15 protein-coding genes, 1 tRNA gene and 2 pseudogenes are annotated in these 19,417 nt (G+C 62.5%); 16 read left to right on the forward strand and 2 right to left on the reverse strand.

What is annotated here, in order from left to right:
- The 12 genes and pseudogenes from FJ942_RS28130 to FJ942_RS28185 form a co-directional block, all read left to right on the forward strand.
- A pseudogene (locus tag FJ942_RS28130) lies at nucleotides 1-76 on the forward strand (elongation factor Tu); the annotation flags it as partial.
- 206 nt (nucleotides 77-282) lie between these two features.
- Nucleotides 283-765, forward strand: a complete 483-nt coding sequence (locus FJ942_RS28135; protein ID WP_140564602.1) for a group II truncated hemoglobin — start codon at nucleotides 283-285, stop codon at nucleotides 763-765.
- Between the two features lie 211 nt (nucleotides 766-976).
- A tRNA-Trp gene (locus tag FJ942_RS28140) sits at nucleotides 977-1,052 on the forward strand.
- Between the two features lie 399 nt (nucleotides 1,053-1,451).
- Nucleotides 1,452-1,655 carry a preprotein translocase subunit SecE gene (secE, locus tag FJ942_RS28145; protein WP_013531408.1) on the forward strand — a complete coding sequence of 68 codons (204 nt, stop codon included), beginning with the start codon at nucleotides 1,452-1,454 and terminating at the stop codon, nucleotides 1,653-1,655.
- A gap of 27 nt (nucleotides 1,656-1,682) precedes the next feature.
- The gene (gene nusG, locus FJ942_RS28150) at nucleotides 1,683-2,210 is read left to right on the forward strand and encodes a transcription termination/antitermination protein NusG (protein ID WP_140501620.1); all 528 of its coding nucleotides are present in this window, start codon (nucleotides 1,683-1,685) and stop codon (nucleotides 2,208-2,210) included.
- Between the two features lie 175 nt (nucleotides 2,211-2,385).
- Nucleotides 2,386-2,814, forward strand: a complete 429-nt coding sequence (rplK, locus tag FJ942_RS28155; protein ID WP_140501622.1) for a 50S ribosomal protein L11 — start codon at nucleotides 2,386-2,388, stop codon at nucleotides 2,812-2,814.
- A gap of 4 nt (nucleotides 2,815-2,818) precedes the next feature.
- Entirely contained in the window at nucleotides 2,819-3,517 is a 699-nt protein-coding gene (gene rplA / locus FJ942_RS28160; protein WP_140501624.1) for a 50S ribosomal protein L1, read from the forward strand.
- A 409-nt stretch (nucleotides 3,518-3,926) separates the two neighbouring features.
- The gene (gene rplJ / locus FJ942_RS28165) at nucleotides 3,927-4,445 is read left to right on the forward strand and encodes a 50S ribosomal protein L10 (protein WP_140515456.1); all 519 of its coding nucleotides are present in this window, start codon (nucleotides 3,927-3,929) and stop codon (nucleotides 4,443-4,445) included.
- A 54-nt stretch (nucleotides 4,446-4,499) separates the two neighbouring features.
- Nucleotides 4,500-4,877 (forward strand): 50S ribosomal protein L7/L12, encoded by a 378-nt coding sequence (rplL, locus tag FJ942_RS28170; protein ID WP_027146630.1) that lies wholly within the window; start codon nucleotides 4,500-4,502, stop codon nucleotides 4,875-4,877.
- A gap of 266 nt (nucleotides 4,878-5,143) precedes the next feature.
- Nucleotides 5,144-9,280, forward strand: a complete 4,137-nt coding sequence (gene rpoB, locus FJ942_RS28175) for a DNA-directed RNA polymerase subunit beta (RefSeq protein ID WP_140501628.1) — start codon at nucleotides 5,144-5,146, stop codon at nucleotides 9,278-9,280.
- A gap of 135 nt (nucleotides 9,281-9,415) precedes the next feature.
- The gene (gene rpoC / locus FJ942_RS28180; RefSeq protein ID WP_140899623.1) at nucleotides 9,416-13,612 is read left to right on the forward strand and encodes a DNA-directed RNA polymerase subunit beta'; all 4,197 of its coding nucleotides are present in this window, start codon (nucleotides 9,416-9,418) and stop codon (nucleotides 13,610-13,612) included.
- Between the two features lie 85 nt (nucleotides 13,613-13,697).
- Nucleotides 13,698-14,363 (forward strand): O-methyltransferase, encoded by a 666-nt coding sequence (locus FJ942_RS28185; RefSeq protein ID WP_140899625.1) that lies wholly within the window; start codon nucleotides 13,698-13,700, stop codon nucleotides 14,361-14,363.
- 49 nt (nucleotides 14,364-14,412) lie between these two features.
- Here the strand turns inward: FJ942_RS28185 and FJ942_RS28190 are convergent, their stop codons facing one another.
- The gene (locus FJ942_RS28190) at nucleotides 14,413-15,339 is read right to left on the reverse strand and encodes a Gfo/Idh/MocA family oxidoreductase (protein ID WP_140650849.1); all 927 of its coding nucleotides are present in this window, start codon (nucleotides 15,337-15,339) and stop codon (nucleotides 14,413-14,415) included.
- Between the two features lie 164 nt (nucleotides 15,340-15,503).
- Nucleotides 15,504-15,785: a transcriptional regulator gene (locus FJ942_RS28195; RefSeq protein WP_140501636.1), complete on the reverse strand. Its 282-nt coding sequence runs from the start codon at nucleotides 15,783-15,785 to the stop codon at nucleotides 15,504-15,506.
- Nucleotides 15,786-16,249: 464 nt separating this feature from the next.
- Between FJ942_RS28195 and rpsL the strand changes: the two genes are divergently transcribed.
- The 4 genes and pseudogenes from rpsL to FJ942_RS28215 all read left to right on the forward strand — a co-directional run.
- Nucleotides 16,250-16,621, forward strand: a complete 372-nt coding sequence (gene rpsL, locus FJ942_RS28200) for a 30S ribosomal protein S12 (protein ID WP_006333356.1) — start codon at nucleotides 16,250-16,252, stop codon at nucleotides 16,619-16,621.
- 63 nt (nucleotides 16,622-16,684) lie between these two features.
- Nucleotides 16,685-17,155 (forward strand): 30S ribosomal protein S7, encoded by a 471-nt coding sequence (gene rpsG, locus FJ942_RS28205; protein ID WP_008875664.1) that lies wholly within the window; start codon nucleotides 16,685-16,687, stop codon nucleotides 17,153-17,155.
- A gap of 29 nt (nucleotides 17,156-17,184) precedes the next feature.
- On the forward strand, nucleotides 17,185-19,275 hold the full coding sequence (gene fusA, locus FJ942_RS28210) for an elongation factor G (protein ID WP_140764431.1): 2,091 nt from the start codon (nucleotides 17,185-17,187) through the stop codon (nucleotides 19,273-19,275).
- 65 nt (nucleotides 19,276-19,340) lie between these two features.
- A pseudogene (locus FJ942_RS28215) lies at nucleotides 19,341-19,417 on the forward strand (elongation factor Tu); the annotation flags it as partial.

Consider the following 19,417-nt stretch of genomic DNA (forward strand, 5'->3'; position numbering starts at 1 on the left):
AGAGAAGCTGCGCTTCGCCATCCGTGAAGGCGGCCGCACCGTCGGTGCCGGCATCGTCGTCACCATCAAAGAGTAATCGACACCGGCATCAGCCGGATCGAGAAGGAAGGGCGGTCCTCGGGCCGCCCTTTTTGTCGGCGACCGAAGGTCAGCCGTTGGCATGCCGGGGCCGACACGCGGTCGAACGGTAGCCGCGTCATCGAACTGGCCATCGAGGCAGGTTGAGGCTTGCTCGATTTTTCCGCTATCGTCGCTGCAGGCGGCGCTGGGCGGAGGTCAAGTATGAGCCAGGATGTTCCGACACTGTACGAATGGGCCGGCGGCAGCGAAGCGCTCAACCGGCTGACGCAGACCTTCTATGACAAGGTGGCGCAGGATCCGGTCGTCGGGCCGGTGTTCAAGCATATGTCGCCCGACCATCCCGCCCATGTCGCGGCCTTTATCGGCGAGGTTTTCGGCGGGCCGAAAACCTACAGCGAAAAATTCGGCGGCCACCGCGAGATGGTGATGCATCACCTGGGCAAGCATTTGACGGAGGAGCAGCGCCGCCGCTGGATCAACCTGCTGGCCGATGCCGCGGATGCCGTCGGGCTGCCTGACGATCCGGAGTTCCGTTCCGCCTTCATGGGCTATGTCGAGTGGGGATCGCGGCTCGCCAGGATGAATTCCAATCTCGGCGAAACGTGCGACCCGGAGACCGAGCCGATGCCGGCCTGGGGCTGGGGCGTGCCCGGCGGGCCTTACCGGGTCCCGGACACCAAATAGCGTCCAACGGATACACGGGCCGGCAGGCAAGATCTCCGCGAACAGCATGCCGGCGCACTCGAGCATGAAACCGGAGATCGATGGCGGCGGGCTGGTCGTCGACCATCCCGATTTCCGGGAAAGGGGATGAAGGCGCGTTTGCTTGCAAACCGCTCTTTACAGAGCGCGCGGAAGCTTTTAGGAAGCCCCTGCTGCGCCGAGGCGCACGTGTACGGGCATAGCTCAGTTGGTAGAGCGGCGGTCTCCAAAACCGCAGGTCGTAGGTTCGAGCCCTGCTGCCCGTGCCATTTCAAGAAATGGCACGTCAAACAAAAACTCAGCCATTTCCTAAATGGCCGTCAGAAACGATATTTCTGCGGGCCGCCCTTTGAAAATCGACGACCGGCTTGCCATATTAAGCTGATTGAGGCATAAGGGCGCCATAGCCGGGACGGAACGACTGGATGGTTCCGAGGCGGTGTTTGGTCATAAAGCGGACACTTGCCACTTGCGTGGATCAAGAATCGGTTTTATGTAGACGAAACAGACACGCGACGCGTGGAGCTGGGAAGCCGGCTTTACGCGTCTGATTTGCATGGGCGAAATGATTGCGCTGATTCGGCGCGAAAGTGGACCCAGGCGGCACGTCCCGGCCAGCGGGATCATCCAGGAGACCCGGCCAACGGGTCTTGAAGACAGAGCGGCATATGGCTTCGAAAACCACAAATCCTTTCGTCTTTCTCCAGCAGGTTCGCGCGGAGACCGCCAAGGTGACTTGGCCGTCGCGACGCGAAACGATGATCTCGACGGTGATGGTTCTGGCTTTCGCTGTGATCGCGATGATCTTTTTCTTCACCGCCGATCAGCTCATGGGCCTCGCGGTCGAACAGATTCTGGGCATTGGACGCTAAGTCCGGCGATTACGGAGAAGTCGTGAAATGACTACGCGCTGGTACATCGTCCACGCCTATTCGAACTTTGAGAAGAAGGTCGCCGAGGACATCGAGAACAAGGCCAAGCAGAAGGGCCTGTCCGCCGATATCGAGCAGATCGTCGTGCCGACCGAGAAGGTCGTCGAGGTTCGTCGCGGCCGCAAGGTCGACGCCGAGCGCAAGTTCTTTCCGGGCTATGTGCTCCTGAAGGCCAACTTGACCGACGCCGTGTTCTCGCTGGTCAAGAACACGCCGAAGGTCACCGGGTTTTTGGGCGACTCCAAGCCGGTGCCGATCACCGAGGCCGAGGCGCAGCGCATCCTGAACCAGGTGCAGGAAGGCGTCGAGCGCCCGAAGCCCTCGGTTACTTTCGAGATCGGCGAGGCGATCCGCGTCTCGGATGGCCCCTTCGCGTCCTTCAACGGCTTCGTCCAGGAAGTGGACGAGGAGCGGGCGCGGCTCAAGGTGGAAGTTTCGATCTTCGGGCGCGCCGTGCCTGTCGATCTGGAATTCGGACAAGTCGAAAAAGGCTGATCCGAAATCCCTGGCGCCGTTCCGGTGGTCAGGGGAGGCGGCGCGGCAACGCGCGGCCTGAGAACGGTGGGAGGCGAATGCGGCTTTAGCCGGCCGCAGGAACCGCACCACCAGACTGCAACAGCCGGTGTTTTCCCAGATCGAGGGGCCGGCATAGACAAAGGCAGGAATAGAGATGGCTAAGAAAATTGCAGGCCAGCTCAAGCTCCAGGTTGCCGCGGGCTCGGCTACGCCGTCGCCCCCGATCGGCCCGGCGCTTGGTCAGCGCGGCATCAACATCATGGAGTTCTGCAAGGCGTTCAACGCGCAGACCCAGGAAATGGAAAAGGGATCGCCGATTCCGGTCGTCATCACCTACTATCAGGACAAGTCGTTCACCTTCGTCATGAAGACGCCGCCGGTGAGCTACTTCCTGAAGAAGGCCGCTAACCTGAAGTCGGGCTCCAAGGAGCCGGGCAAGGTCAAGGCCGGCACGATCGGCCGCGACAAGGTCCGCGCCATCGCCGAGCAGAAGATGAAGGATCTGAACGCAAACGACGTCGAGGCGGCCATGCGCATGGTCGAGGGCTCCGCCCGCTCGATGGGTCTGGAAGTGGTGGGCTGAGATCATGGCAAAGATTGCAAAGCGTGTATCGAAGACCCGCGAAGGCATCGATCCCAACAAGGCTTATACCTTGGGTGACGCGCTGAAGCTGCTCAAGGATCGCTCGACGGTCAAGTTTGACGAGACGATCGAAGTCGCGATGAATCTCGGCGTTGATCCTCGCCATGCCGACCAGATGGTCCGCGGCGTGGTCAACCTGCCGAACGGCACCGGCCGCTCGGTCCGCGTCGCCGTGTTCGCCCGTGGCGACAAGGCCGAGGAAGCCAAGGCCGCCGGCGCCGACATCGTCGGCGCGGAGGACCTGGTCGACATCGTCCAGAAGGGCACGATCGATTTCGATCGCTGCATCGCCACGCCGGACATGATGCCGCTCGTCGGCCGTCTGGGCAAGGTGCTCGGCCCGCGCGGCATGATGCCGAACCCGAAGGTCGGTACCGTCACCACCGACGTCGCGGCCGCCGTCAAGGCATCGAAGGGCGGCGCTGTGGAGTTCCGCGTCGAGAAGGCCGGCATCGTTCACGCCGGCGTCGGCAAGGTCTCGTTCGACGTCAAGGCGCTGGAAGAAAACGTCCGTGCCTTCGCCGATGCGGTGACCAAGGCAAAGCCGGCTGGCGCCAAGGGCAACTACGTCAAGAAGGTGTCGGTCACCTCGACGATGGGCCCGGGCCTCAAGCTCGACGTCTCGACGCTCGCAGCGTCCTGATTAAGACCGTTTGGATCGGCCGCTGAACGGGCCGGTCCGTAAGTGAATTCCGGGCCTGGATCGTTCTGGGCCCGGTACCGGGAGCCGAAAGGCTTCCGGACATCCTGTCCGAGATTGCAGGCGGCCCGGCCTTGATTGAAAAGGAGGGCCTTAATTCATGTGGGCCTGCATGAGACGGGTGAAGACCTGACAACGGAGCAAGCGCTCCAATGAAAGGTTCGAACCGTGTTTGCCTTTTGTCTGCGCATCGCCCGGCTTGCCGGCGGTGTGGCGAAAGGGGGCAGGATCCTCGAGCGCTGTTCGGGAGATCCGTTACTGGATGGCCCGGCCGGCAAAAGGCAACCCGACGCCTGTCCTCGTGAATGGGAATGTTCCCGTTAGCAGGATGGGGGTCAACTGGAGATAGGCAGTGGACAGAGCGGAAAAACGCGAACTCGTCACGGGCCTGAACGATGCGTTCTCGAACGCGGGTTCAGTGGTCGTGGCCCACTATGCCGGTATCACCGTCGCGCAAATGAACGACCTCCGGTCGAAAATGCGCGCTGCCGGTGGCACCGTTAAAGTCGCGAAGAACCGTCTCGCCAAAATCGCTCTTCAGGGCACGGACTCCGCATCGATCATCGATCTGTTCAAGGGACAGACGCTGGTCGCCTATTCGGAGGATCCGATTGCGGCGCCGAAGGTCGCGTCCGATTTCGCCAAGGGGAATGACAAGCTCGTCATTCTCGGCGGCGCAATGGGCACCACCTCGCTCAACGCCGACGGTGTGAAGGCACTCGCCACACTTCCGTCGCTCGACGAGCTGCGCGCCAGGCTGGTTGGCATGATCGCCACGCCGGCAACCCGGATCGCCCAGATCGTCAATGCGCCCGCGGCTTCGGTCGCGCGTGTCATCGGCGCTTACGCCCGGAAGGACGAGGCGGCATGAGGCCGTTCCTCGCTATCACAAACACACGTTCGAACCTTATGAAGGAATACAACAATGGCTGATCTCGCAAAGATCGTAGACGACCTTTCGAAGCTGACCGTCCTCGAGGCGGCTGAGCTGTCGAAGCTTCTGGAAGAAAAGTGGGGCGTTTCGGCTGCTGCTCCGGTGGCGGTTGCCGCTGCCGGCGGCGCTGCCGCTGCCGCTGCTCCGGTCGAGGAAAAGACGGAATTCGACGTCGTCCTCACCGACGCCGGCGCTCAGAAGATCAACGTCATCAAGGAAGTCCGCGCCATCACCGGCCTTGGCCTCAAGGAAGCCAAGGACCTGGTCGAAGCGGCTCCGAAGCCGGTCAAGGAAGCCGTTTCCAAGGCCGACGCCGACAAGTTCAAGGCCCAGCTGGAAGCAGCCGGCGCCAAGGTCGAGCTGAAGTAAGCGTAACAATCGGCGGACGGCCTCGCGCCGTCCGCCACTCCCTCGGGTGACCTGGGGAGGCTGCGTAGCGCGAGATGCACGAAAACCTCTTTCCTGAGGGCCGAAAACCGGCTCTCAGGAAACGGGTTTTCTCCCGTTTTAGCCGGCCGCCGCCAAGTAGTTTGGTAATGGGGCCGGAGAACAGACAGAGAGCCGCTGCCCAGGCGGTTCGGATGCAAGGCGAGCCGCGGCGAGGCTCGCCCCGAGTTTAGAGCTAAGGAGCGACGATGGCCCAGACCCAGACTTTCAATGGCCGCAGACGCGTACGCAAGTTCTTCGGAAAGATCCCGGAAGTTGCGGAGATGCCGAACCTCATCGAGGTTCAGAAGGCGTCCTATGACCAGTTCCTGATGGTGGACGAGCCCAAGGGCGGACGTCCGGACGAGGGACTGCAGGCTGTTTTCAAGTCGGTCTTCCCGATCTCCGATTTTTCCGGCTCCTCGATGCTGGAGTTCGTGAAGTACGAGTTCGAAGGACCGAAATTCGACGTTGACGAATGCCGTCAGCGCGACCTCACCTATGCCGCGCCGCTGAAGGTGACGCTGCGCCTGATCGTGTTCGATATCGACGAGGATACCGGCGCGAAGTCGATCAAGGACATCAAGGAGCAGGACGTCTACATGGGCGACATGCCGCTCATGACCTCGAACGGCACCTTCATCGTCAACGGCACCGAGCGCGTCATCGTCTCGCAGATGCACCGCTCGCCGGGCGTCTTCTTCGACCACGACAAGGGCAAGTCGCACTCGTCGGGCAAGCTCCTGTTTGCCGCGCGCGTCATCCCCTATCGCGGTTCGTGGCTCGACATCGAGTTCGATTCCAAGGACGTCGTGCACGCCCGCATCGACCGTCGCCGCAAGATTCCGGTGACGTCGCTGCTGATGGCGCTCGGAATGGACGGCGAAGAGATCCTGTCGACCTTCTACAACAAGATCACCTACAAGCGCGCCGGCGATCACTGGCGCATTCCGTTCAACGTCGATCGTTTCCGCGGCCTGAAGGCCGTCGGCGACCTGGTCGACGCCGACACGGGTGAGGTCGTTGTCGAGGCCGGCAAGAAGATCACCGCCCGCCAGGCCCGCCAGCTCGGCGAAAAGGGCCTGAAGGCGATCAAGGCGACCGACGAGGACCTGCTCGGCAACTATCTCGCCGAGGACATCGTCAATTACGCCACCGGCGAGATCTTCCTCGAGGCCGGCGACGAGATCGATGACAAGACGCTGAAGGTGCTGCTTGGCACCGGCGAGGACGAGATCCAGATACTCGACATCGATCACGTCAATGTCGGCGCCTACATCCGCAACACGCTCGCCGTCGACAAGAACGAGAGCCGCCAGGACGCGCTGTTCGACATCTATCGTGTCATGCGCCCCGGCGAGCCGCCGACGCTCGAAACCGCTGAAGCCATGTTCAACTCGCTGTTCTTCGACAGCGAGCGCTACGACCTGTCCGCCGTTGGCCGCGTCAAGATGAACATGCGCCTCGAACTCAAGGCCGAGGACACCGTGCGTGTATTGCGCAAGGACGACATCCTGGCCGTGGTCAAGACGCTGGTCGAACTGCGTGACGGCAAGGGCGAGATCGACGACATCGACAATCTCGGCAACCGCCGCGTGCGTTCGGTCGGCGAGCTGATGGAAAACCAGTACCGCGTCGGCCTGCTGCGCATGGAGCGCGCGATCAAGGAGCGTATGTCCTCGATCGAGATCGACACGGTCATGCCGCAGGACCTGATCAACGCCAAGCCGGCGGCTGCCGCCGTGCGCGAGTTCTTCGGTTCCTCGCAGCTGTCGCAGTTCATGGACCAGACCAACCCGCTGTCGGAGATCACCCACAAGCGCCGTCTCTCCGCGCTTGGACCGGGCGGTCTGACCCGCGAGCGCGCCGGCTTCGAGGTGCGCGACGTGCACCCGACGCATTACGGCCGCATCTGCCCGATCGAGACGCCGGAAGGCCCGAATATCGGCCTGATCAACTCGCTCGCCACCTTCGCGCGCGTCAACAAGTACGGCTTCATCGAGAGCCCGTACCGCAAGATCGTCGACGGCAAGCTGACCAATGACGTCGTCTATCTGTCGGCGATGGAAGAGGCCAAGCACCATGTCGCGCAGGCCAATGCCGAGCTCGACAAGGATGGCCGCTTTGTCGACGAATTCGTCATTTGCCGCAGTGCCGGCGAGGTGATGATGGCGCCCCGCGAAAACGTCGACCTGATGGACGTTTCGCCCAAGCAGATGGTGTCGGTGGCCGCGGCCCTGATCCCGTTCCTTGAGAACGACGACGCCAACCGCGCGCTGATGGGCTCGAACATGCAGCGCCAGGCCGTGCCGCTGGTGCGCGCCGAAGCGCCGTTCGTCGGCACCGGCATGGAGCCGATCGTCGCCCGTGATTCGGGCGCCGCCATCGGCGCCCGCCGCGGCGGCATCGTCGACCAGGTGGACGCGACGCGTATCGTCATCCGCGCAACGGAAGACCTCGATCCGGGCAAGTCCGGCGTCGACATCTACCGGCTGATGAAGTTCCAGCGTTCGAACCAGAACACCTGCATCAACCAGCGTCCGCTGGTGCGCATGGGCGACCGGGTCAACAAGGGCGACATCATCGCGGACGGTCCTTCGACCGAGCTCGGCGATCTGGCTCTCGGCCGCAACGTGCTGGTCGCGTTCATGCCGTGGAACGGCTACAACTACGAGGACTCGATCCTCCTGTCCGAGCGCATCGTCGCCGACGACGTCTTCACCTCGATCCACATCGAGGAGTTCGAGGTCATGGCGCGCGACACCAAGCTCGGACCGGAGGAAATCACGCGCGACATTCCGAACGTCTCGGAAGAAGCGCTGAAGAACCTCGATGAAGCCGGCATCGTCTATATCGGTGCCGAAGTTCAGCCGGGCGATATCCTGGTCGGCAAGATCACGCCGAAGGGCGAAAGCCCGATGACGCCGGAAGAAAAGCTTCTGCGCGCCATCTTCGGCGAAAAGGCATCCGATGTGCGCGACACCTCGATGCGCATGCCTCCGGGCACCTTCGGCACCGTCGTCGAGGTGCGCGTGTTCAATCGCCACGGTGTGGAGAAGGACGAGCGCGCCATGGCGATCGAGCGCGAGGAGATCGAACGCCTCGCCAAGGACCGTGACGACGAGCAGGCGATCCTGGATCGCAACGTCTACGCGCGCCTTTCCGACGTGCTCGTCGGCAAGGAAGCGATCGCCGGACCGAAGGGCTTCAAGAAGGGCTCGACGCTGTCGAAGGACACGCTCGACGAGTATCCGCGTTCGCAGTGGTGGCAGTTCGCCGTGGAGAACGAAAAGCTCCAGAGCGAACTGGAAGCCCTGCGCGGCCAGTACGACGATTCCAAGAAGGCACTCGAACAGCGCTTCATGGACAAGGTCGAGAAGGTGCAGCGCGGCGACGAAATGCCTCCGGGCGTCATGAAGATGGTCAAGGTCTTCGTGGCGGTGAAGCGCAAGATGCAGCCGGGTGACAAGATGGCCGGCCGTCACGGCAACAAGGGTGTCGTGTCGCGCATCGTTCCGGTCGAGGACATGCCTTTCCTCGAGGACGGCACGCATGCCGATATCGTGCTCAACCCGCTGGGTGTGCCGAGCCGCATGAATGTCGGCCAGATCCTGGAAACGCATCTGGGCTGGGCTTGCGCCGGAATGGGCAGGAAGATCGGCGAGATGATCGACGCCTACAAGTCTGCCGGCGACATCAAGCCGCTGCGCAAGACGCTGGAGAGCTTCATGCCCGCCAACGACCGCAACGAGCCGGTCCGCGAGTATGACGACGAGAGCATCGTTCGCCTGAGCGAGCAGATGCGCCGCGGCGTCTCGATCGCAACCCCGGTGTTCGACGGCGCGCACGAGGCCGACATCAACGTCATGCTGGAGCAGGCGGGCCTGCACACCAGCGGTCAGTCGCAGCTCTATGACGGACGCACCGGCGAGCCGTTCGATCGCAAGGTGACGATGGGCTACATCTACATGCTCAAGCTTCACCACCTCGTGGATGACAAGATCCACGCGCGTTCGATAGGTCCGTACTCGCTCGTCACCCAGCAGCCGCTGGGCGGCAAGGCGCAGTTCGGCGGCCAGCGCTTCGGCGAAATGGAGGTCTGGGCGCTGGAAGCCTACGGCGCCGCCTATACGCTGCAGGAAATGCTGACGGTGAAGTCGGACGACGTCGCCGGCCGCACCAAGGTCTACGAGGCGATCGTCCGCGGTGACGACACCTTCGAGGCCGGCATTCCCGAGAGCTTCAACGTTCTCGTCAAGGAGATGCGGTCGCTCGGCCTCAACGTCGAATTGGAGAACACCAAGCTCGACGAAGCCCCGGTTCGGCTGCCCGACGCAGCGGAATAAACAAGACACCCGGTCGCGGGAGAGGCTCCCGCGAACGGGTGCACCAAATTCTTCGGCCGGTGGGCCGACCACTCAGCGGGCATTTGCCCCGCATCAGATGCAAGGGGTTTTCGAGGACCCCGAAAGGAGAACGGCATGAACCAAGAGGTCATGAATCTCTTCAATCCCCAGGCGCCGGCGCAGGTGTTCGATTCCATCCGGATATCGCTCGCCAGCCCTGAGAAGATTCTGTCCTGGTCGTTCGGCGAGATCAAGAAGCCGGAGACCATCAACTACCGCACCTTCAAGCCGGAGCGTGACGGTCTGTTCTGCGCGCGCATTTTTGGCCCGATCAAGGACTACGAGTGCCTGTGCGGCAAGTACAAGCGCATGAAGTACAAGGGCGTCATCTGCGAAAAGTGCGGTGTCGAAGTCACGCTGTCGCGCGTTCGCCGCGAGCGCATGGGCCATATCGAGCTGGCGGCACCCGTCGCTCATATCTGGTTCCTGAAGTCGCTGCCCTCGCGCATCGGCACGCTGCTCGACATGACCCTGAAGGACATCGAGCGCGTCCTCTACTTCGAGAACTACATCGTCACCGAACCCGGCCTCACCGCGCTGAAGGAGCACCAGCTGCTCAGCGAGGAAGAGTACATGATCGCCGTCGACGAATATGGCGAGGATAGCTTCACCGCCATGATCGGCGCCGAGGCCATTCATGACCTTCTGGCCGGCATGGACCTGGAGAAGATCGCCGGCGACCTGCGTTCGGAGCTGGCTTCGACCACGTCCGAGTTGAAGCAGAAGAAGTATCTGAAGCGGCTCAAGGTCGTCGAGAACTTCATGGAGTCCGGCAACCGTCCGGAATGGATGATCATGAAGGTGGTTCCGGTGATCCCGCCGGACCTGCGCCCGCTCGTCCCGCTGGACGGCGGACGTTTCGCGACGTCGGACCTCAACGATCTCTATCGACGCGTCATCAACCGCAACAACCGTCTGAAGCGGCTGATCGAGCTGCGTGCCCCCGGCATCATCGTGCGCAATGAAAAGCGCATGCTGCAGGAGGCCGTCGACGCGCTGTTCGACAACGGCCGCCGTGGCCGCGTCATCACCGGCGCCAACAAGCGTCCGCTGAAGTCGCTGTCGGATATGCTCAAGGGCAAGCAGGGCCGGTTCCGCCAGAACCTGCTCGGCAAGCGCGTCGACTATTCCGGCCGTTCGGTCATCGTCACCGGTCCGGAGCTCAAGCTGCACCAGTGCGGCCTGCCCAAGAAGATGGCGCTCGAACTGTTCAAGCCCTTCATCTACGCCCGCCTCGACGCGAAGGGTTACTCCTCGACCGTCAAGCAGGCGAAGAAGCTGGTCGAGAAGGAGCGTCCGGAAGTCTGGGATATCCTCGACGAGGTCATCCGCGAGCATCCGGTGCTCTTGAACCGCGCGCCGACGCTGCACCGCCTAGGCATCCAGGCGTTCGAGCCGATCCTGATCGAAGGCAAGGCGATCCAGCTGCATCCGCTGGTCTGCACGGCCTTCAACGCCGACTTCGACGGCGACCAGATGGCGGTCCACGTGCCGCTGTCGCTGGAAGCGCAGTTGGAAGCCCGCGTGCTGATGATGTCGACCAACAACATCCTGCACCCGGCTTCCGGCGCGCCGATCATCGTGCCGTCGCAGGACATGGTTCTGGGTCTCTACTACCTCTCGATCGTCAACCAGAACGAGCCGGGCGAGGGCATGGTGTTTGCCGACATGGGCGAACTCCAGCACGCGCTCGAGACCAAGGCGGTGACCCTGCACGCCAAGATCAAGGGCCGCTTCCGTTCGGTCGACGCCGAGGGCAAGGTCGTGTCGAAGATCTACGACACCACGCCTGGCCGCATGATCATCGGCGAGCTTCTGCCGAAGAACGTCAACGTGCCTTACGAGACCGCCAACCAGGAGATGACCAAGAAGAACATCTCCAAGATGATCGACACCGTCTACCGCCATTGCGGTCAGAAGGAGACGGTCATTTTCTGCGATCGCATCATGGCGCTCGGTTTCGCCCATGCCTGCCGCGCCGGCATTTCGTTCGGCAAGGACGACATGCTGATCCCGGATACCAAGATCAAGCTGGTGTCGGACACCGAGGCCTTGGCCAAGGAATACGAGCAGCAGTACAATGACGGCCTGATCACGCAGGGCGAGAAGTACAACAAGGTCGTCGACGCCTGGGCCAAGTGCTCGGAAAAGGTCGCCGACGAAATGATGGCCCGCATCAAGGCGGTCGAGTTCGAGGACAATGGTCGTCAGAAGCCGATGAACTCGATCTACATGATGTCGCACTCCGGTGCGCGCGGCTCGCCCACCCAGATGCGCCAGCTCGCCGGCATGCGCGGCCTGATGGCCAAGCCGTCGGGTGAAATCATCGAGACGCCGATCATCTCGAACTTCAAGGAAGGCCTGACCGTGCTCGAGTACTTCAACTCGACCCACGGCGCCCGCAAGGGTCTGGCGGACACCGCCCTGAAGACGGCGAACTCGGGCTATCTCACCCGTCGTCTGGTCGACGTGGCGCAGGACTGCATCGTCAACTCCGTGGACTGCGGCACCGACAAGGGCCTCACCATGCAGCCGATCGTCGATGCCGGTCAGGTCGTCGCTTCGGTCGGCCAGCGCGTGCTGGGTCGCACCGCGCTCGACGACATCAACCATCCGGTGACCGGCGAATTGTTGGTCAAGGCCGGAACGCTGATGGACGAGCGCGACGTGGAGCAGATCGAGAAGGCCGGCGTGCAGTCGGTCCGCATCCGCTCGGCGCTGACTTGCGAAGTCAGGATCGGCGTCTGCGCGGTCTGCTACGGACGCGATCTGGCCCGGGGCACCCCGGTCAACCAGGGCGAGGCCGTCGGCGTTATCGCGGCGCAGTCGATCGGCGAGCCGGGCACCCAGCTCACCATGCGTACCTTCCACATGGGCGGTACGGCGCAGGTGGTGGATAGCTCGTTCCTTGAAGCCTCCTATGAGGGCAAGGTCGAGATCCGCAACCGCAACGTGGTGCGCAACTCGGACGGCCAGCAGATGGTCATGGGCCGCAACATGGCGGTGCTGATCCTCGACGAGGCCGGCAAGGAGCGTGCCACGCACCGCGTCACCTATGGTTCGCGCATCTTCGTGGACGATGGCGACAAGGTGAAGCGCGGCCAGCGCATCGCCGAATGGGATCCTTACACCCGCCCGATCCTCACCGAAATCGAGGGCAAGGTGGCGTTCGAGGATCTGGTCGACGGCATTTCCGTCCAGGAAACAGCCGACGAGTCGACCGGCATCACCAAGCGCGAGGTCATCGACTGGCGTTCGACGCCGCGCGGCAACGACCTGAAGCCGGCGATCGTGGTTCAGGATGCCAAGGGCAAGGTCGGCAAGCTGTCGAAGGGCGGCGATGCCCGCTTCCTGCTCTCGGTCGAGGCCATTCTCTCGGTCGAGCCGGGTGCTCAGGTTCGCCCCGGCGACGTCCTGGCGCGTATCCCGATGGAAAGCGCCAAGACCAAGGACATCACCGGCGGTCTGCCGCGTGTTGCCGAGCTGTTCGAGGCTCGTCGTCCGAAGGATCACGCCATCATCGCAGAGATCGATGGCACGATCCGCTTCGGCCGCGACTACAAGAACAAGCGCCGCATCATCATCGAGCCGCATGACTCGACGCTTGAACCGGTCGAATACCTGATCCCGAAGGGCAAGCCGTTCCATCTCCAGGACGGAGACGTCATCGAGAAGGGCGACTACATCCTCGACGGCAATCCGGCGCCGCACGACATCCTGGCGATCAAGGGCGTGGAGGCGCTTGCGTCCTACCTCGTCAACGAGATCCAGGAGGTCTACCGTCTGCAGGGCGTGTCGATCAACGACAAGCACATCGAGGTGATCGTTCGCCAGATGCTGCAGAAGGTCGAGATCACCACGCAGGGCGACTCGACCTATATTCCGGGCGACCACGTCGACGTGATCGAACTGGAAGAGGTCAACGAGCGCCTGGTCGAGGACGGCAAGAAGCCGGCCGAAGGCCAGCCGGTGCTGCTCGGCATCACCAAGGCCTCGCTGCAGACGCCGTCCTTCATCTCGGCCGCCTCCTTCCAGGAGACGACCAGGGTGCTGACGGAAGCCGCGGTTGCCGGCAAGACCGACATGCTGCAGGGCTTGAAGGAAAACGTCATCGTCGGCCGGCTGATCCCGGCCGGTACCGGCGGCACGATGAGCCAGATCCGCCGCATCGCCACCTCGCGCGACGAACTGATCATCGACGAGCGCCGCAAGGCCTCCGGTGTCGAAGTCGCCGAGCCGATGCTGGCCGACATGACAACCGCCGCGCAGTAAGCGCGGCGGCACGAAATCTCAGGCAACAAGGCCGCCGGGGCAACCTGGCGGCCTTTTCGTTTCAACGAACGATCGAGGAAGGCAGATGAGCATGAAAACCTGGACGGCTGTCGATAACTACATCGTTTCCTCGCTCTTCGAGGCGGATCCCGTTCTCGACGCGGTCCTGGCGGCCAACCGCGACGGGGGCTTGCCGGCGATCGACGTCTCGGCGGCGCAAGGAAAGCTGCTCTCGCTGCTGGTGCGCATTCGCGGCGCGAAAAAGGTGCTCGAGATTGGTACGCTGGGCGGTTATTCCACCATCTGGATGGCGCGGGGATTGCCCGCCGGCGGCAAGATCGTGACGCTCGAACTCGATCCGCACCACGCCAAGGTCGCGCGTTCGAATTTCGAGCGGGCAGGGGTTTCCGAACGGGTCGATCTGCGGGTCGGGCCGGCGCTGCAGTCGCTCACTGCTCTGGGCGCCGAAAACGCCGGGCCGTTCGACCTCGTTTTCATCGACGCCGACAAGCCTAACAACCCCAACTATCTCTCCTGGGCCATGCGGCTCTCGCGCTCGGGAACGGTCATCGTCTGCGACAACGTCATCCGTGACGGCGCGGTGCTCGTTGAGGATGGTCGCGACGCCAATGTCGAAGGTGCACGCGCTGCATTCTCTTTCATCGGTGGCGACAAGCGCCTGGACGGCACCGCGATCCAGACTGTCGGCGCCAAGGGCTATGACGGGTTTGCCATAGCGATTGTCGATTGAGTTGTTGCGATAGGCGGACCGGATCCGCGATCCGGGCGACAGTCGCTGTTCAGTCGAAGAACGCCTCGACCACATTGCGCTTGCCGAGCATGAAGGCGTCGGCGACATGCTGGAGGGGCGCGAGATCGACATCGGAAGTGCCGGCGCGCACGATTTCGGCGAAACGCCTGTAGAGTTCAGGATATTCCGATTCCGGTTCTTCATGGACGACGCGGCCGTCGATGGCGAGTTTCGAGCCACCGCCCGAGAGCACCATCTTGCCGGCATCGGTATCGGCAAGAATGTCCCAGCTCTGCGGCCCGGTCTGGAGCCAATCGAGATCCATCGTCACCGCCGACCCGTTCGCCGCGCGGAAGGCGACCTGGGCGGCGATCGGCGCGTCGCGGTTCTCCGGGAAGTCGAGCGCGGCCGAGGTGATGTACATGGCGGGCAGGATGTAGGTCGCGATCGACAGCGCGTTGATGCCTGGATCGAAGACGCCGAAGCCGCCTGGCTGCCAGATCCAGTCCTGGTTCGGGTGCCAGCGGCGCACGTCTTCCTTCCAGACGATTGCCGCTGATTTGATTTGCGTCGCGGCCAAAAAAGTCCGCGCCGCTTCAACCGCCGGCGCATAGCGCGAATGCCAACTGGCGAATAGCGACACGCCCTGTTTCGTCGCCAGCGCCTTCAGGTCCTCGACCTCGCTGACCGTGGCGCCGGGCGGCTTTTCCAGGAACACGTGCTTCTTCGCCTCGAGCGCGGTGCGCGCCGCAGCGTAGCGGAATTGCGGCGGCATGCAGAGTGAGACGGCGTCGAGTTCGGGAACGGCGCCAAGCATCGTCTCGATATCGGGAAAATTATGGATGTCTTCAACCTTGCCATGCCGGCTGGCAGCGGCGATCAGCCGGTAGTCCCGGTCCTTGGCGAGCGCCGGAAGGTGTTGGTCGCGGACGATCTTGCCGACACCGACAATACCTATCTTGATGGGCTGGGACACGGCCGCTCCGTCTGTGGATGATGGTGAGCGCTTCTTATCAGAACACTTGCCCCGGACAAGCCGAAGCCGAAAGGTCAACTCCGTCTTTGCCGGAGCTGCAGCGTGGGCCTTTCACTCGTTGGAAGGCTTCAGCGGCGATTCGAACGGCAAGGGCCGGCACGCTTTCAGATCGGCACGTCAAAGGTCACGATCGACACTTCGCCTTCGAGCGCGCCCTGGAAGGCCGAAAGATGCGGCTCCTCGTCGGGCTCGCCCTCCATGTCGCCGATCTGGTCGAGCTCGGCTTCGGCGTAACCTTCCGCCGCCAACGATTCGAGCGCACGGCGCACCGCCGAATCGTCATCAGGCGCAACCAGCATGACGTGCACGCCTTCCGGCTTGCCGCCTTTTCTCTTCCACACCCGGCCGGTGATGATGGTGACCGGGCGTTCCTCGTTGTCGTTCACGGGCCGATTCCTTCGCGGCGAGGGGCTTTGACTGTTCATGCGGCTTTTTCGCATGAAGCCGCGCCGCGCAACAGCCAAAACCCGGTCACTTTCTTCCTCGCCCTTGCAAAATGACGAAAGAAAATTACCTGCGGTTTACGCATGGCTGCCAAGCCCCGGCTTCAATGCAATATTTGCCGCTCCGGGGTTGACGGTACGCGGGCTTGCGAGTAGAAGCCGCCCAGTCAGAACCGATGTGAGGCTCTCCCTTCCGAAGCGACACGCTTTGGAGTTTGCCTCAAACAGGGTTCGTTTTACGAGCGAAAAGACATTTCCGGCGTGCACGAAGCGGTATCCGCTTCCTCTGCGATTTGTTCGGGCAAGACCGCAAGGCGCGGTTTGTGGCCCGAATTTGCGTATGGAAATGACGCTTTGAGCGAGCCTTGACCGGCACGAGACACGGAATTGAGAGACAAGAGGGTTTAATGCCTACCGTCAACCAGCTGATCCGCAAGCCGCGCATTGCGCCGGTGAAGCGCAACAAGGTCCCGGCCATGCAGCAGAACCCGCAGAAGCGGGGCGTCTGCACGCGCGTCTACACAACGACGCCGAAGAAGCCGAACTCGGCGCTGCGCAAGGTGGCCAAGATCCGCCTGACCAATGGTTTCGAGGTGATCGGTTACATCCCCGGCGAAGGTCACAACCTTCAGGAGCACTCCGTGGTGATGATCCGCGGCGGCCGCGTCAAGGACCTTCCGGGTGTCCGTTACCACATCATCCGCGGCGTGCTCGACACGCAGGGTGTGAAGAACCGCAAGCAGCGCCGTTCGAAATACGGTGCCAAGCGTCCGAAGTAAGGTTTTCCGGCTTCGGCGCTTTTTTGACTGCGCCGGGCTATGAGAGATTGAGAGACAAAAGCCATGTCCCGTCGTCACAGTGCAGAAAAGCGTGAGATCAATCCGGACCCCAAGTTCGGCGATCTGATCGTCACCAAGTTCATGAACGCCGTCATGTATGACGGCAAGAAGTCGGTTGCCGAGACCATCGTCTACGGCGCGCTCGACCAGGTCCAGTCGAAGACCAAGCAGGAGCCGGTCACCGTCTTCCATCAGGCGCTCGACAATGTCGCGCCGCATGTGGAAGTGCGTTCGCGTCGCGTCGGCGGCGCCACCTACCAGGTTCCGGTCGACGTGCGCCCCGAGCGCCGTCAGGCGCTGGCCATTCGTTGGCTGATCGCCGCGGCCCGCAACCGCAACGAGACCACCATGGTCGACCGCCTTTCCGGCGAGCTGATGGACGCGGCCAACAACCGCGGCACCGCCGTGAAGAAGCGTGAAGACACCCACAAGATGGCTGAAGCCAACCGCGCCTTCGCGCACTACCGCTGGTAAAGCGCGAAAGAGACTGAGAGGCAGTTACGATGGCCCGCGAATATAAAATCGAAGACTACCGCAATTTCGGTATCATGGCGCATATCGACGCCGGCAAGACGACGACCACCGAGCGCGTCCTCTATTACACCGGCAAGTCGCACAAGATCGGCGAAGTGCACGACGGCGCCGCGACCATGGACTGGATGGAGCAGGAGCAGGAGCGCGGCATCACGATTACGTCGGCCGCGACCACGACCTTCTGGAAGGGTCGTGACGGCAAGATGCACCGCTTCAACATCATCGACACGCCCGGACACGTCGACTTCACCATCGAGGTCGAGCGTTCGCTGCGCGTGCTTGACGGCGCCATCGCGCTGCTCGACGCCAATGCCGGTGTGGAGCCGCAGACGGAAACCGTCTGGCGCCAGGCCGACAAGTACCGCGTGCCGCGTATGATCTTCTGCAACAAGATGGACAAAACCGGCGCCGACTTCTACCGCTCGGTCGAGATGATCGGCTCGCGCCTCGGTGCGCAGGCTGTCGTCATGCAGCTGCCGATCGGCGCCGAGACCGAATTCAAGGGCGTCGTCGACCTGGTCGAGATGAACGCGCTGGTCTGGCGCGACGAGACGCTGGGCGCTGCCTGGGACGTCGTCGAGATCCCGGCCGACCTCAAGGCCCGCGCCGAGGAATACCGCGAGAAGATGATCGAGGCCGCCGTCGAGATGGACGAGACGGCTCTTGAGAACTACCTCGAAGGCAAGATGCCGTCGAATGACGAGATCCGCGCGCTGATCCGCAAGGGCACCATCGCGGTCAAGTTCTTCCCGATGTTCTGCGGCTCGGCATTCAAGAACAAGGGCGTGCAGCCTCTGCTCGACGCCGTCGTGGAATACCTGCCGTCGCCGGCCGATGTGCCCGCGATCAAGGGTGTCGATGCCAAGACCGACGCCGAGATCGAGCGTCACGCCGTCGACGACGAGCCGCTGTCGATGCTGGCGTTCAAGATCATGAACGACCCGTTCGTCGGTTCGCTGACCTTTGCCCGCATCTATTCGGGCAAGCTCACCAAGGGCATCTCGGTCGACAACACCGTGAAGGGCAAGAAAGAACGCATCGGCCGCATGCTGCAGATGCATGCGAATTCTCGTGCCGACGTTGAAGAGGCCTATGCCGGCGACATCGTCGCTCTCGCAGGTCTCAAGGACACGACCACCGGCGACACGCTGTGCGATCCGCTTCATCCGGTCATCCTCGAGCGTATGGAATTCCCCGATCCGGTCATCCAGATCGCCATCGAGCCGAAGACCAAGAACGACCAGGAAAAGATGGGCCTCGCTCTGCATCGCCTGGCTGCCGAGGATCCGTCCTTCCGCGTCAAGACCGACGAGGAAAGCGGCCAGACCATCATTTCCGGCATGGGCGAGCTGCACCTCGACATCATCGTCGACCGCATGCGCCGCGAGTTCAAGGTCGAGGCCAATGTCGGTGCACCGCAGGTGGCTTATCGCGAGACGATCACCCGCAGGCACGAGCAGGACTACACGCACAAGAAGCAGACCGGTGGTACCGGGCAGTTCGCTCGCGTGAAGATCGTCTTCGAGCCGAACCCCGAGGGCGAGGATTTCGTGTTCGAGTCCAAGATCGTCGGCGGCGCTGTGCCGAAGGAATACATCCCGGGTGTCGAGAAGGGCCTGCTGAGCAAGATGGGTTCCGGCCCGTTTGCCGGGTTCCCGATGATCGGCGTCAAGGCTACCTTGATCGACGGCGCTTTCCACGACGTCGACTCTTCGGTGCTCGCATTCGAAATCGCTTCCCGCGCTTGCTTTATGGAAGCTTCGCCGAAGCTCGGCGTGCAGCTGCTCGAGCCGATCATGAAGGTCGAGGTCGTGACGCCGGAAGATTATGTCGGCGGTGTCATCGGCGACCTCAACGGCCGTCGTGGCCAGATCCAGGGCCAGGAAGCCCGCGGCGTGGCAGTCGTCATCAACGCGATGGTGCCGCTCGCCAACATGTTCAAGTACGTCGACAATCTGCGCTCGATGAGCCAGGGCCGTGCGGCCTACACGATGCAGTTCGACCATTACGAGCCGGTCCCGACCGCGGTCGCCCAGGAAGTCCAGAAGAAATACGCGTAACCCGGCAGGGTGCTGCGGCAACTTAATTAAGAGCCCGTACGGGCGAGCAGGAATGGAGACATCACATGGCAAAAGGTAAATTCGAGCGCACCAAGCCGCATGTGAACATCGGCACGATTGGCCACGTTGATCATGGCAAGAC

The sequence above is a fragment of the Mesorhizobium sp. B2-4-2 genome (genome assembly GCF_006442845.1).
Lineage (GTDB): Bacteria > Pseudomonadota > Alphaproteobacteria > Rhizobiales > Rhizobiaceae > Mesorhizobium.